The organism is Mycobacterium sp. D16R24, from assembly GCF_002013385.1.
Lineage (GTDB): Bacteria > Actinomycetota > Actinomycetes > Mycobacteriales > Mycobacteriaceae > Mycobacterium.
This window is the reverse complement of sequence record NZ_MAEV01000013.1, coordinates 10,192-24,550: the sequence shown is the minus strand read 5'-3', so window position 1 is coordinate 24,550 and position 14,359 is coordinate 10,192. Positions and strand designations below refer to the sequence as shown.

Here is a 14,359-nt window from a genome sequence, read left to right as displayed (position 1 = left end):
CGCGGCGGAGGTTGCGCGTGTCAGGACGAAGCAACGACTGAAGGCCATCGACGCGGATTCACTCCGCCGACAGATTGTTGAGTTCGAACGGGGACGCCACCCTGGACCTCTCTGGAGGGGCTTGCTGGCTGAAGCCCTCCGCGAGGACGAGGACCACCTTTTCGGCCTCTCCGTAGACACGAATCTTCCACGTCCACTGCTGGTGCAGGCTAGCTTCGACAGCGACGTGCTCGCCGTAATCTTGGAACAGCGTGCAGCGCACATCCGAGCTGAGCACATCTTCGGGCCCGCGTACGCCCGAGAGCTGGTGGACCGTGATCTGACCACGATTGAGGAACTCATCCGCGTTTCCCCGCAGGCTGTACGCCCCGAGATCCGCCGCGCTGCTGGGCGCATCGCCGAGCTTGGCGGTTGGATCGCTCAAGACAGCGGGGATCCCATGCAGGCTCTGCATCTGACGACCCGGGCGGCAGACCACCTCCGTTCGGCGGAGCCCTCGCTACAAGCGGTCATCCTCATGCGCCGCTCCAACATCGTGCTGCAGTCGGACCCGAGCCTTGCAGTCGAGCTGGCGGATGGTGCGGCGAGGCTCATCAACGGGATCTCTGTCGGGCGGTTGGCGGCAAGCGTTGCTCGTCAGCAAGTGCTGGCGGCCGCTGCCAGCCATGACCGGCAGAGCTTTACCCGACTCTCTGCATATGCACTCCACATCGCGCAGATCGAACCGGTTTCGGACGACCACGCGATTTATGCTTCGCCTGCCTACGTGGCCAGCGAGATCGCCGCCGGGTTGCTGATGTTTGGCGAAGCCGCCAAAGCGATGGAGTTGCTCCGCGAACATCACGGAAGTTGGCCTGGCAGCCAACGTCGCGATTTCGCGGTAGCCTCGGCGCGGTTGCTCAGAGCAGCAATCATGATCGGCGACTATCGCACCGCGGTCGAAGTGCTTCCCCAGACCGTCGATACGTACCTGTCGGCACCGTCAGATCGGACGCGACGTGAATTGCGTCTGTGCCGGAAGCTGGTTCGTGACCGTGTCAGAGCGCGAACCACGTTGCCTCTACAGACTTTGCGCCAAAGAATCGAAGAAGCCTTGCGAGGAGACCCAACGCTATGACTCACCACCAAGAAACGACGGGCTTCGGTTTGCCATCGACGACCACCGATGACAACTGGACTAACGCGCCAGTGGCACTGCTTTCGATCGGCTCGTTCGAGCAGCACGGCCCTTATCTTCCCCTTGCGACCGATACATTGATCGCAACGGCTATTGCTGAGTCGATCAGCCGACAGCACAACGCTTTTCAGCTTCCCACGCTGGCTTTCGGATGCTCGCACGAGCACTCGGATTTTCCGGGGACGGTGAGCATCGGCGCGACCACGTTGAACAGCATCGTCACCGACGTCATCGACTCGCTTAACAGTCAGGGAACCCGCGGCCTCGTCATTGTCAACGCACACGGCGGCAACTACGTGCTGTCGAATGTGGTCCAGGAGGCCAACACTAAGGGCCAGATCCGCGTTGGACTATTTCCGAGTCGGGAGGACTGGACGGAAGCGCGTGAGGCCGCCGGCATCAACAGCACAAATCATGACGACATGCACGCGGGCGAGCTTGAAACGTCAATCCTGCTGGCCACACATCCCCGCTGTGTCCGCGACGGTTGGCAGACGGCGGACCACAGCGCGCCCGACCGCAGGCATCTCACAACCGTCGGCGTGAGCGCGTACACCGACAACGGCGTTATCGGCTACCCCTCGCGTGCCAGCGCCGAGAAGGGTCGTGCGGTCCTCGATCATCTCGGCAAGGCAGCTGGCGAACTGATCAAGCTCCTCGTCGAGCCACACGCCTGACGTCAACGCCGTGACGGCTCCCGTCCGCTGGCGCTCCCGTCCGCCGCCACGGACCAAGCTGTCGTGCCCGACAAGCTGAAGTTCGAGGCAGCGCTGCCGTTGTGAGAATTTTCTTTACTGGGATCAAGGAAGACCTGCGCCACTTCTGGTCCTACAAGCGCCGCGGCTGGGCGGCCAAGCACTTCAAGCGCTGGTACTTCTGCGCACCCACTCGCGGCTCAAGCCGGTCATCGACGCGGCCAAGACGTTGAAGCGCCATGAGGCGGGGCTGCTGTCCTACTTCGCGCACCCATCACCAACGCCGGTGCCGAAGGCCTGAACTCCCGCATCCAAGCCGTCCGCGTCTGCGGTTCAACTCGGTCACTCACCTCCGCCGCAATATCCAGTTGACGATCTTTCCCACCGCCCCCGGTGACGAGCCGCCTTCGCCAGCCCGACCACCTTTCCAACCCGGTCGACCGTCGTCGGCATGCAACTCTTCATCCAGAGATGCTCCGCCCCAATCGAAGTCCTCGGGCTCGGATTTGAGCAGCCGCAACAGTTTCCCCAGCATGGCTTCGTATTCGTCGATTCCGCGTCCCGACTTCGAAGTGAACAACAGCCGGCGGGCTCCAAGTAACTTCGCCTCACGCTTGGTTTGGGAGAGGACAACGTGCCAAGGCAGGCCGGAGCCGCAATCGTGGCGCACCACGAACGTCGCATGCTCGCCCCTGCAAGGGCTTATCGCCACGGCGTCCTCACCACGGCCGCCAGGGTGTGCGATGGACAGAACGACGTAGAGGTTATCCCGACCGCTCGACGGGAAGGCGCCACGGTGGATTCGGCAACGCGCTTCAGGGAAATAGTCCTCAAGCCGCTTCAGCACCTCGACGCGCTTCAAGTCGATCTCTCGACCCTTATAGCTGCCTTTCGCGCGTAGCTCCGTGATGAACGACTGGATCAGTTCACCCGGCGGCAGGACCACAAACGGCAGGTCACCGTCCACCGCCCCAGCCGAAACCTTTGCCACGCTGGCCAACTCAGTGATGAAGTCGAAGTCACCGCGTTCGAGCGCAAGCAGTTCGTCCTGTCCGTTGACGAACCGTTCTTCGAAATCATCCAGGTCACCGCAGAGTAGTTGCTCGACGAAGCCGATCATCCGTTCCAGGTTGCCGATCGCGGCGGTCACGTTTTGCGGGTGCTGGCGCCGTGCATGCGGCTCCGGGGGCGACAGTTGGCGCACCTTGTCAATCAGCTGCTCTCTACAGTCGTCGTCTCCGAAGATCAGCAGTGAGGCGTGGATCAGAAAGATTGTGCTGGCCCGCGCTCGACGCAACGCGTCTTCAGCCGACCGCCAGCTGGCGTCGAGGTCGACCCGGTCAAACTCGGCCTCAATCGCGCTCCGGGTCAGACCACGGGACTGGTCAAGGAATCTGCCGTAACTGCGGATGAGTCGCGCCAGTAGTTCTTTGTCGTCTTTGGCGATTGTGGCGAGCACTCGCAGGCGGCTCTCAACGGAACCGTCAAAGGCTGAGCCGGGACGAGTCATTGCCTCGCGGTAGCGCCAACTGAAATAGCCGAGGTGCTCGCCGCTTCCCTCCAGGTCGAGCAACTCGAGAAACTCGACCACCTGGCCGGTATCGAGATCCTTCGTACCGGCGGCGAGCACTGCGTCCAACACCTCCTCTAGGTGCGCGGAGCCGGAATCAGACTCAGCATCAGCCAGCACCTCACTTGGGCCGTCATCCTGCTGAATCTGTTCGTCCACAAGTAGATCCGCCAGCTGGCGAAGGCACTCCTCACGCGAGCCTGTGAAGCCCAGCCGGATGAACCAGTCGTAGAACTGACCATTGTCGGCTGGGCGAGAACTCTCATCCCAGCGTCTGACTCCCAGACCGCGCGACTCGACCGCTTCCACGAGCCGCCGCGCGGCAGTCTCCGACGCATCGAAGACGAGGTAATGCCCGAACTGATTGCTTTCCAGATACCAGGCCTCGATTCCGAGGTGGCCGGCATCGTCATCTCCGTCGGTCGGTCCGTCCTCGGGCGCGTACGGAGTGTCTTTGTATGCCGGTACGAAGCCGCCGCAGTCGTCCTTGTCCACCGGCTCGTCCGCAAGGTTGATGCAGTCGTCTGTGTACAGGGGATAGACCGCTGCGTTGTAGACGACGCCGGCGTACCCATCGGGCATGAGCCGTACCGGGCGAGCGGCCAGCTTGGTCACGAGCCGGTCGCCGTCATAGACGGCGACATTCACCTTCTTTGATGCCATTACGCCCCCACGCTCAGTGCGCCCGTCGGCTGCGCAACCGTTGCCGCCAGCTGATCGACCTGCCGCAGCAGCTCGGCCGGTGGAGCACTCAAATCGAGGGCATGGCAGTGGATCACCACACCGCTGCCCCGAGCGGTGTGCAGGTCCACTGGCTCATTGCCTTTCGCGTACACCAGGTGCCCTTCAGGAAGGCCTAACACGGTGCAGTACGCCAGCATCTGGTAGAGGTCGGCGTTCGGAAAGCCTTCGGGCCGTTCGGCTTTGTACTTGGCGTCGACGACCGCGCGCACATTCCCGTCACGCATCCACATCAGGTCCGGGCGCATCACCACGCGGTCGCGCAGGTCGAGGCTCAGGGACTTTTGGCAGGCGCTGTGGCCACCTTCAGAGTGAAGTGCCTCCCGAAGCGCGGTGGTGACGAAGTCTTCGAACACCCGCCACATGTCGAACATGTAGCCGGTGACGGTGAGGTCACCTATGCGGTGCTCGAACGACTCGGCCGCGAGCACGATGTGGGCAAGGGCCAGTGCCGAGTGGTATCGGGCGTTGAGTCGGCTGCGGTGCCATTTTGGCAGTACGGCACCGCGCGGCGAAACCGTCACGTCGGCGAGGATGCGCCGCAGTCGCTGCAGGCGGCGACGCGCTGCCTCCGCGAGCCTGGGAGCGGTGATGAGCCGGTTGACGGCCATAAGCAGCAGTTGGTTCTCGGCGATGTCGATGGTGAAGTCGTCGTACTCGACGGCCACCGGGACGGGAAGGCCGTAGAGGCGGGTCATCTGCTCGCCGGCCAGCAGCCGGCCGCGCAGCACCGGCAGCCGGTCGGTGACGGTGCGGTATCCCTGCAAGAGGCCCTGCTCCACCGCGCGGAGGGCAAGCCGGCCGAAGGCCTCTGCCAGAGCAGGTAACAGATCTTCGTCGGCGGAGAGATGCACCAGATCGTCACGCCAGATGCCGGGATCCTTGGCATAACCGAGCAGGAACACCAGCCGGTTAAGATCGGTGATCTTCGGGCGCACGACGATCTGACGCTCACCGATGCGGACGGCGCCGACTTTGCGGCTGGCCGAGACCTCGAATAGCCCGTGCGTCAGCGTCGGTGTCACGTTCACCAAGGCGAGGCCTTGCAGCGCAGCGTATTCCGCGTCGGTGAGTGCGACGGTCGTGGCGGCCTCGCCCTCAGTCAGCAGCAGCGGTGTCGGCGCCGTCATTAGGTGCTTCCGGAGGGGTTGTGGCCGGGCCGTCATCGGCCGGCGGTGTTTCGCCGACAGGAGCCTTGTTCTGCAGGGCGTTGCGGATGACGTCGAGACCGTAACGGGATCGGACGTCGGTGCCGTCGCCGTAGTGGTGCTCTTCGAGCAGCGGCAGGATTGCGGTGCGCCAGACCCGCTCCAGCCCTTTGTTGCCGGCCTCGTGCACCGCCGGCCGCATGAAGTAGGACGGTCCGATCTTGAAGTCGGAATCCTCGATGCGCGAGTTGAGTTCCTCGAGTAGTTCGGCCACGTCGCTGGGATGGTTCGTCGCGTTGAGCCATTTGCGGAGAATCCCGTTGGTTGGGCTCTCCGAGGGGTGCAGCGGAAGGAAGGCGAAGCGCCGGCGCATCGCGGCGTCGACGAGGGCGATCGAACGGTCGGCGGTGTTCATCGTCCCGATGATGAGGATGTTCTTCGGCAGCGAGAACGGCTCGGTGTTGTCCGCGGAGTAGAGAAGGTCGATCGCGCTGTCGCGATACTCCAGTAGGAAGTAGAGCTCACCGAAAACCTTGGCCAGATTGCCCCGGTTGATCTCGTCGATGATCAGCACATAGACCGCATCCGGATTGTCCTTGGCCTTGTCGACCAAAGAGCGCAGCGGCCCTGGGGTGAGGGAGAAGCCGACCTGGCCGCCGCCGTGTTCCTTCGGCCGGTATCCCTCGAAGAAGTCCTCGTAGGTATAGGCCGGATGGAACTGGACGATCTTGACATTCGCCCCGGTGGTGAGATGCCGTGCGAGTTCCTGAGCGATGTAGGTCTTGCCCGTCCCGGGCGGGCCGTAGAAGATCAGTTGCGGGCGGTCTCGCAGAAGGTCCACACATTCCTGCAGCCACTCTGTGGGCACGTTCAGACGTGTCGCCAGTTCATCGGTGGCATCTGGAAGGTTCAGTGAAGCAGGCCCTTTCGGTGGCTGCCGATGCTCGGCCAAGGCCACGAGCGTGTCCAAATGCTGGGTGAGGTCCAGAACTTCGCCTTGGGCACTGAAACGAGCCGATACCTCGGCCGGGAGGTCCGCTAACGGCAATGAGCGGGAATACCACCTGACGGTGCGTCTGAGATTGGACCGCTGGTCACTGCTTTTCACGAATTCAGGCGGTCCGGTGATGGTTCCGAAGTAAACCTGTCCCTGACTTACGGTGACAACGAGGTCTTCTGGGTGCATTCGCTTGAGGAACGTGTAGAACTCGTCAAACTTCTCTTGGCGGGCGGCGTAACCCGAGGATCGATAGTCCTCGTCGACGAATGCTTTCAGCTCTTCCCGGCTCACGTCGGCATCAATTGGCCGCAGCAGGCTCGCTGCCAGTGACACCGACTGCTTCGTCCGCCAGGTCGGCACCATATCCTGGCCTTTGACGTTGGACCCGTGCACTTTCCATGCGTGCTGCACCTGATCCGTAGGCTCGGGACTTGGCGACGATGGCTTCTGCCACAGATCAATCCATGGCTTGGCGTACAAATCGACGTGCCCGCCCTCGGCCTCGGTGATGGCACCATAGATGCGTGCCAAGTCGACATCGACGTCACCCGAGGGATCCGCCAGGTAGTCGCCAGCGAACGCGTCGCGCAGCGCTGTGCGGTGCTCGGTCTTGACGACGGGCAGGAAGAAGTGCGGAAAAGCCAAGTAGAGCAGTGACTGCCGTTGAGCTCCCTGGCCTGTCGGGACCGCCGTGACCTCTTCGCGAAAGATCAGCGGGTCGGCCAGCGCGTCGATCTGCCGCTGTTCGGAAAGGGACTTGAAGTGACGCGCAAACTGAATCAGGTAAGCGATCTGCGCCCATCGGTAGGTGGTGAAGGCCTGACCGCCGTGAAACACGCCGCCCGCGAGCAGCGCAGCCTCAACGTCACCGGGCAACGCCACCGGCTCGCTGCTCATGTCAAGGACACTTTGTACCTGCGTGACTTTGAGCGGACCGCCGACATTCATGATCGGAAGCACGTTGAGGATCAGCAATTCTGCGTACAACTGAACCACAGCGGATGATGCGCCAGCCAATTGATTTTGCAACTTTTCAAAGAACCCGCCGCCTCCCAGATCTGGCTTGTCGACGTAGTCCCTCTGGAGCTCGTCCAGATTCGGCAGAGTCCAAACGAGTTCACCGGGCGTCAGCAGCGAGCCATCACCGCTCAAGCCCACCTCGATCAGCCGTCGGCCGACCGCCTCCACCGCGACCGCAGCTTCACGAGCGAACGTTCCGACCTCGATCTCAGTCATGGCCGCACCTCCCCTCCAAGCTCGCTATCTTCCTGCTTGTCGAACTGCGATGCATATGGAACGCCCGTTGCCTCGGCCCGCGCCATCGCGTCATAGATCTCCAAGATCAGCCGCTTGGTGCGGTACTCCCCGTGCACCGCAATGTCCTTGCGCTTGACGATGAGAAATGTATCCATGATGTAGTCGAGATCGTCTCGGGGCACATCAAACAAGTGGAAGAACAAGGCGTCCAGCTCTGTCCGAAATACTTCCCGGCGGCCGGGTTCCCAAGCGGACACTCCCCCTAGACCGCATTCCCGGGACCAGTCCGACAGCTCGGTGCCTGTCGCATTAAGGCCTGCAGACCGCTTGACGATGAACTCGTCGACAGGGTCCAGTCCAGCTGCACCAGTTCGAATGTGAGCGATCGTTACAGTCGGCAGCTGCTCAAAGGTCGATTGGGGAATCGATGGTTGTGTAAGGAACTGTCGAGCCAGAAAGTCGAAAACAAATGAGTTGTATTGTGCGCAGAGGATTGCCAAATTCTCGGCATTTGGTCCCGCGGAGATGATCCACCCATAGGAGGCTGCACCCCAGGGTAGTACAGCTGCAATTATTGTTCGCTCGTCAGTATTTCTCGCCACGCGGCGAAACCCGAGCATCGCGGAGGTTGTTCCCCATGAGCGACGGCCGAGTCGCTCCGAAACTTCGTTCTCCGGGACCCAGTATCGAGGCATTACTACAGCTTGCTCATCGTGGCAATCGTTGCTCATGATGTCGGTGTCGCCTGTGCCAACAAACGTTGCAGATCGGTAGTCGAACTGGTTCCCCATCTTCCCTTCTTGCAACGGGAACATCTGCTTCTTCCCCCTGCGGAATACATTGCCGCTAAGCGTCCACCCCTCTGCCTCAAGCTCGTCGCGGGTCCGGAAGAGATGGGAGTCATTCGACATGTGGAACATAGTCATGAACTTCACGCCCCAGGGGTTGCCGTCCGGATCCCCCTCGCGGATCAGCACCGGGACCCGCCGGTAGATGCCGAGGGTGATCTCCGCATCCCGTCGACTCCGGAAAATCGGGCAGGTTCCTGTGTTGGGGTTGAGGAGCGTGATTTCCTCGGGCGAGAGGGCGAATCGCACACCGGGCCGGTCGAGGTCGGTGGGGTCGTGGGCGAAGAAGGCGAAGTCGGCTGCCGGTTCGCGCAGATTTCGTCCGGTCAGGGTGAGCAGGCAGAACTTGAAGCGGCTATCCACCGCCTCGAAGAGGGGCTTGCGGTTCTCGAAGTCGTAGAGGCTGGCGATCGCGGCATTGTCGACGAGGTCCTTGAAGAAGTACTGGGTGGTGGCGTCGGTGGCGATTCCGGTCGGCAGGATCACTCCGAGGCGGCCCTTGCCGCCGAGGAGTTCGCGGTCGGTTTCGGCGAACACCGCGTAGGTGTTGATGTCGCCGCGGCCGGCCAGTGGGTAGCGGCCGGAGTTGCGCATGAAGTGTGACACGCCTTCGGCGTTTCGTTTCTCCGCCACGAACGCAGCGTGGAGCGCGGGGTGGGTGGACGGCAAAGCCGCGATGAGGCGTTTCCTCGCCGCGGCGTTCGGTGCCTTCGCGATCTCGGGATCACGGGAGGCGAAGAACTCCTGTTCCTGAAGTTTCACTCGCTCCCAGGGCGGGTTGCCGATCACGACGGAGAATCCGCCGTACCAGCCGGTGGTCTCGTTGACGGTGTCGTCGTCCGTGGATTCGGTGGGGAAGATGTGCGGGAACTCCAAGTGCCAGTGGAAGAACCGGTATTCGGCGGTCAGTTGTTCGATCTCGGCGCGCTGCTTGTCGGTGAGTTTGTCGTCCCCGTCGATCAGCGTGGTGATGGTGCGCTGGGTGACCGCGGGTGGCGCGCCGAGGCTTTTCGGCCACACGAATGCCGCGCACCAGGCGTCGGCCGCCAATCGCTGCTGACGGTAAGCGGTCGACTCGGTGTAGGCGCGCAGACGTTGCTCCTGCACATGAACGTCATCCAACGACAGCGCCGGTGCGGCGACCACCTTCTCCACCTGCTCGGCAAGTTTCGTGTTCGCGGCGACCATGTCGACATCGAAGAGGCTGCCCTGGGCGCTGCGCTCGGCCTTATTCTGCTTGGCCAGGGTGGCGGTGATCTTCTTGTCGTCGCCCTCGATCGGCTTGAACGCCTCATCGGGCAGACCCCCGGCGAGCAGCCGGGGGGTAGCGCCGACGAGGGCGTTCCCGATTCTGATCTGCGCGTCCAAAAAGGTCAGCGGCCGGCCGGGGTCGAGGGCTTCCAGCCAGAGCGACACCTTGGCCAACTCCGCGGCGAGCGGGTTGAGGTCGACGCCGTAGATGCTGCGCCCGACCACGTCGCGCATCGCGGAGCGCACCGCCTCGGGTGCCGGTTCGGGGTCACCGGTCCGCAGGGCGGCCACCCGCTTGGCGATCCGGCGGGCGGCCCCGACGAGGAAATGTCCACTGCCGCAGGCGGGGTCGCAGACGGTGACGCGCAGCAGCGCCTGCTCGGGTTCGTCGGACTTTTCGGCGTCGTTCAAGATCGGGTCGAGCGCGGTGTCCAGTAGTGACTCCACCAGTGAGGTGGGGGTGTAGTAGGAGCCGGTGTCCTTGCGTTGGTTGCCCGATGCGACGGCCAGTGAATAGGTCTTGGTGGCTGGGTCCCAGCTCGGCATGAGTTCCAGTAGTGACTCGTAGATGCTGCCGAGTTCTTCGGCGCCCAGGTTGCGGTAGTCGACGATCCGCATGGCCTGTGACCGGGGTTCTTTCACCAGTGACAGGGAGCGCACCGCGGATTGCAGCGCCTGGTTGCTCAGTGAGCAGTCCATGAGGAAGTCCAGCGCACCGTGGTCGAATAGGCCGCCGATGCCGGGCAGCCCGAGTTCGGGCAGGCCGTCGACACTGCCGAGGCCGCGCCACACGACTTTGAGGGCCTCCCAGCGGTCGCCGTAGCGGCCGCCGCGGCGGCGCCGGGATGTCCGCCGCAACCGCTCGGTGGAGAAGTAGTCAAGGTAGCGACGGCGCACCTGCGGATCAGCGTGGGGATCCAGCAGTGCGTTGCGGTCTTCGGCGACGAAGGTGAACAGCAACCGGTAAGTGACCCGCAGCAGGGCGTGGTTGACCTCCTCGACGGTGATCTGGCCGTCGGCGAGGTCTTGGCGCAGTGTCGCGTTGTCGGGGTGGGTGAGGAATCCTGAGCCGAGGGTGTGCAGTGCCTGGATGACGCCTTCGCGCAGCAGGTTCAGGGCGCGGGAACCGGATTGGATGGCGTCTTGGCGCCAGTGCTCCAGCCAGCAGGAGGCGGGACCGATCTCGGGGTCGCGGGGTTCGAGGCGGGAGACGTGGCACAGCGAGTACAGCAGCAGGAAGTCCGCGAACAGGTCGCCGTCGAAGATCGCTTCCAGGTCGAATTCGACGTAGGCCGATCCCACCAGCGAGGTGGAGTCGCGAATCAGCCGCAGGGTGGTCGCGTTGGCGAGGATGGCCCACAGGTGGTCATCGGAGCGGTTGAGCAGTTCCTGCACCATCGACTGCGGCGAGGCGCCGGCCGCCCCGGCCACGCCCTTCGTCCGGGTGTCGACTGCGACGCGGCCGAGCAGGTGGATCGGGACGTTTCCCCACAGATGTGAGATGGGGAAGCTGCGGTCCCCGACGTGCAGGCCGCCTTTCCCGGTGGGGTGGACGCGGCCGTACCCCAGCTGGTCGAGCAGCACGAGGGCGAAGCGTTCTCGGGTCAGCCCGGTCGCGGCATCGTTGTCGGGCAGCGCGGCCAGGGCCGCGCGGTAGGTGGTCCAGGCGCCCCGCAGATAGGCCCATACCCGGTTGGCGGCGTCGCGTACGGTTTCCCCGGCGGCGAGGTGAAAGTCTTTGGAGGACAACCCGTCGGCCTGACCGGCCGCGAGTTTGGCGAGCAGGTCTGCGGGCAGCAAACCGGCGACGATGCGGACGCCGACGAAGTTGGTGGATGCGGTGTCGGTGCTCACTTGTCACCTCCAGCCGGGGGCACGTACACGAAGACGCCGAGGACGTCGGCGCCCGGTTCGACGGTCACTGCCAGGCCGCGGACCACGTCGGCGGCCGCCTGACGCACCCGGCGGTGCGACTCGAGCAGCCGCGCGGCGAGCTCTTCGCCGTGTTGGGCGAGATGGGTGGCGATGTCGGGCAGACCGTCGAGGGCTCGGGTGATGAACTGGGTCGCCTGCGGGGCGGGGACGTTGCCGGACGGTCGGGCGTGCAGCAGCGGCGCCACCGCGTCCGGTGAGAGCCAGTGCGGCTTCGCCGGAGATCCTTCGAAGGCGAGTGTCGCGACGTCCTCGGCGACCAGCTCACGGTTCCCCGAGCGGGACGGCAGCCGCAGATGGAAGCGGTAGCGGACGATGAGCAGCGTGGTGCGGGTGGATACCGATTTGGTGCGGATGACCGCGCAGCGGCGGGCTGGCCGCTGATCGTCGGGAAGCTGCGGGTCGAGAGCCGATTCCAGGACGTAGTTGGCGACCGCCTCCACCGATGCGTCGGTGCGGGTGAGCACGGCGTCACCCCGGGCAACCGGGAGCGCGGCGGCGAAGTGCAGCGGGTCCTTGCGCCCGGGCGGTAGCGCGTCACGCAGCCCCAGGGGCAGGGGCCCCAGCGTCGCAGTGAATCCAGATTCGGCGGTGGTCACCGTCGACCGCAAGGCCCGCAGCGCGTGGTCGACGAATTCGGCGACGTCGGTGTTGGTGCCCAGGGTGGCGCGGGTCTCGTTGAGCTCAGTCTCCACTTCCTGTTGTTTGATGCCGTGCTGGGCGTACTTGGTCTGGGCGTTGCGTTCCCGTGCGGCCGCCGACTCCCATTGGTTGTGCAGCGCGTCGCGCTTCTCCTCCAGGTCGAGTTCCAGACCCAGTTGCTCGGCGTCGCGGCCGCGCAGCAGCAGTCCCTCCATCAGTGCCTCGACAACGGCCTCACTGTTGTCGGGTACCGGAACCGCGACGCCGGTCGCCTTGCGGATCGCCTCATGTTTGCGAAGCAGGACTTCGAGCACGATCCCGTCGATCTGGTTGTCGCGGCCGTAGAGAGTCACCGCGCGCACCGTGTCGGCCCGTTGGCCGAAGCGGTCCACCCGGCCCTCCCGCTGTTCGTGGCGGGTGGGGTTCCACGCCAAGTCGTAGTGGACCACCGCCTGGAAGTTTTCCTGCAGGTTCACGCCCTCCGAGAGGCAGTCGGTGGCCACCAGGACGTGCTGGCCCGGAATCGTCGCCAATTCCTCGATACGAGCGACCCGTTCAGCGGGCGGCAGGGTGCCCGTAACGGCGCGGACGGTGACGTTCTTGCCCAGAGCCGCACCGAGTTGCTCGGCCACGTACTCGGCGGTGTCAATGAATCGGCAGAACACGATGGGGTTGAATCCGTCGCCCAGCAGTTCCTTGACGCTCTTGACCAACGCGGCGATCTTTCGATCGGGTTTGCCTTCGAGTTTGAGAGCTTCGGCCCGGAACGCTTGCAGCCGGCGCGATTTCGCATTGCCGGCCTTGATGTCGGTGTCGGCGCCGGGCGTGGTGTCGACGGCCTCCAGCGCCTCGTCGTCGGCCTGGTCGAGCACGATGGCCCGGCCGATGGCGTCGGCTTCCTCCGGGGAGTCGGCGGCGACCGTCGCCGCCCGGGTCTGCAGGGTCTGAGCCGCCGCCCGCGGCGACGAGGCCAGCGCGCGCAGCAGCGCCAGCGCGGACCACCAGTTGACCCGCCGAGCCAGCCCGCCTTCGTCGGTGCGCACCGTTTCCCGGGCGTAGTCGAGGACTTTGGTGAACAACGCGTGGGACTCCGGGCTCAGCGAATAGGGCACCTCAGCGGAGAGGCGATCCTTCGGGAACGGGGTGTCCTCGTCGAGATACCGGCGGAGATCCGCGCGGCGGCGCTGCACGAAGTGCCTGGCCAAGTGTTCCCGGTCGGCTTTCTTCTCCAGGTCGACGGTGGCCAGCTCGGGTTTCAACAGCCCCAGCAGGTTCCGGAATGCCTCGTCCTTGCCGCTGTGGGGGGTGGCACTGGCCAGGATCAGGTGCCGCGAAGGGTCGGCCGCCAGGTCGCGGACCAATTCATAGCGCTGAGTGCGGCCCGATCCGCTGGTGGTGGAGTCCGCGACGCAAGTGTGCACCTCGTCGACGATCACCAGATCCGGGCAGGTGCGGAGGAACTCGTGGCGACGCCGTGCGCTCTTGATGAAGTCGGTGGACACCACGGTGACCGGGTACCGCTCGAAGATCGACTCCGCGCCGATGAGTCCGCGTTCCAGCCGGCGAACCGTGCTGGGCAGAACCAGTTCCGCTTCGAGACCAAACTTCTCTCTGAGCTCGCCCTGCCACTGCTCGGCCAGCGCGGGGCTGCACAGCACCGTGAGCCCGCGTGCGTCACCGACCTTCAGCAGCTCGGTGGCCACCAAAGCGGCCTCGATGGTCTTGCCGATGCCCACGTCATCGGCGATCAGCAGGCGCACGACGTCCTGGCGGAGCGCCATCATCAGCGGCACCATCTGGTAGGCGCGGGGCTCGACCGCGATCGAGGCCAGGCTGCGGAACGGGCCTGCGGTGGAGCGGAACCCGATCCGCAGCGCGCTGCGTAGCAGCGATGCGCTCAGGTGGTCGCCGAGATCCTCAGCCTGCGGCGGCGTGAACGACGCCGGGCTGACCCCCTCACTGGCGAGCACTCCGGCGATGTCGTCGTCGATGCCGCCGATGGGCCGCAGCACCAGAAAGTCATCTGTGCTCTCCGGCAGCACCACCCATTCGCGGCCGCGCGCCGTGACCAGATTTCCAGGGGCGAATCCCACAGCGC

The 14,359-nt window shown here is 64.3% G+C and carries 8 protein-coding genes and 1 pseudogene; 3 read left to right on the top strand and 6 right to left on the bottom strand.

What is annotated here, in order from left to right:
• Positions 1-58: 58 nt before the first annotated feature.
• Positions 59-424: a hypothetical protein gene (locus B4383_RS27135; RefSeq protein ID WP_286154531.1), complete on the bottom strand. Its 366-nt coding sequence runs from the start codon at positions 422-424 to the stop codon at positions 59-61.
• A 93-nt stretch (positions 425-517) separates the two neighbouring features.
• On the opposite strand from B4383_RS27135, the gene B4383_RS27130 reads away from it, so the two are divergent.
• The 3 genes and pseudogenes from B4383_RS27130 to B4383_RS27125 form a co-directional block, all read left to right on the top strand.
• On the top strand, positions 518-1,117 hold the full coding sequence (locus B4383_RS27130) for a hypothetical protein (RefSeq protein WP_286154530.1): 600 nt from the start codon (positions 518-520) through the stop codon (positions 1,115-1,117).
• Positions 1,114-1,854 carry a creatininase family protein gene (locus B4383_RS11550; RefSeq protein WP_078293914.1) on the top strand — a complete coding sequence of 247 codons (741 nt, stop codon included), beginning with the start codon at positions 1,114-1,116 and terminating at the stop codon, positions 1,852-1,854. Before B4383_RS27130 ends, B4383_RS11550 begins: the two co-directional genes overlap by 4 nt.
• Before the next feature lie 173 nt (positions 1,855-2,027).
• A pseudogene (locus B4383_RS27125) lies at positions 2,028-2,196 on the top strand (transposase); the annotation flags it as partial.
• 22 nt (positions 2,197-2,218) lie between these two features.
• Here the strand turns inward: B4383_RS27125 and B4383_RS11545 are convergent.
• The 5 genes from B4383_RS11545 to B4383_RS11525 are packed head-to-tail and all read right to left on the bottom strand — an operon-like array spanning position 2,219 to position 14,354.
• Positions 2,219-4,105 carry a hypothetical protein gene (locus B4383_RS11545; protein WP_078293912.1) on the bottom strand — a complete coding sequence of 629 codons (1,887 nt, stop codon included), beginning with the start codon at positions 4,103-4,105 and terminating at the stop codon, positions 2,219-2,221.
• A complete protein-coding gene (locus B4383_RS11540; RefSeq protein ID WP_078293910.1) occupies positions 4,105-5,313 on the bottom strand; it encodes a restriction endonuclease in 1,209 nt (402 codons plus the stop codon). Before B4383_RS11540 ends, B4383_RS11545 begins: the two co-directional genes overlap by 1 nt.
• A complete protein-coding gene (locus tag B4383_RS11535; protein WP_078293908.1) occupies positions 5,282-7,567 on the bottom strand; it encodes an AAA family ATPase in 2,286 nt (761 codons plus the stop codon). The genes B4383_RS11540 and B4383_RS11535 overlap by 32 nt, the downstream gene beginning before the upstream one ends.
• A complete protein-coding gene (locus tag B4383_RS11530; RefSeq protein ID WP_078293906.1) occupies positions 7,564-11,541 on the bottom strand; it encodes an N-6 DNA methylase in 3,978 nt (1,325 codons plus the stop codon). The genes B4383_RS11535 and B4383_RS11530 overlap by 4 nt, the downstream gene beginning before the upstream one ends.
• Positions 11,538-14,354, bottom strand: a complete 2,817-nt coding sequence (locus B4383_RS11525) for a helicase-related protein (RefSeq protein ID WP_078293904.1) — start codon at positions 14,352-14,354, stop codon at positions 11,538-11,540. The genes B4383_RS11530 and B4383_RS11525 overlap by 4 nt, the downstream gene beginning before the upstream one ends.
• Positions 14,355-14,359 lie beyond the last annotated feature (5 nt).

What these genes read in the sequence shown, in the direction of transcription:
- B4383_RS27130 (WP_286154530.1), top strand. Translation starts at nt 518, where the DNA reads ATGCGCCGCTCCAACATCGTGCTGCAGTCGGACCCGAGCCTTGCAGTC.
- B4383_RS11550 (WP_078293914.1), top strand. Translation starts at nt 1,114, where the DNA reads ATGACTCACCACCAAGAAACGACGGGCTTCGGTTTGCCATCGACGACC.
- B4383_RS11545 (WP_078293912.1), bottom strand. Translation starts at nt 4,105, where the DNA reads ATGGCATCAAAGAAGGTGAATGTCGCCGTCTATGACGGCGACCGGCTC.
- B4383_RS11540 (WP_078293910.1), bottom strand. Translation starts at nt 5,313, where the DNA reads ATGACGGCGCCGACACCGCTGCTGCTGACTGAGGGCGAGGCCGCCACG.
- B4383_RS11535 (WP_078293908.1), bottom strand. Translation starts at nt 7,567, where the DNA reads ATGACTGAGATCGAGGTCGGAACGTTCGCTCGTGAAGCTGCGGTCGCG.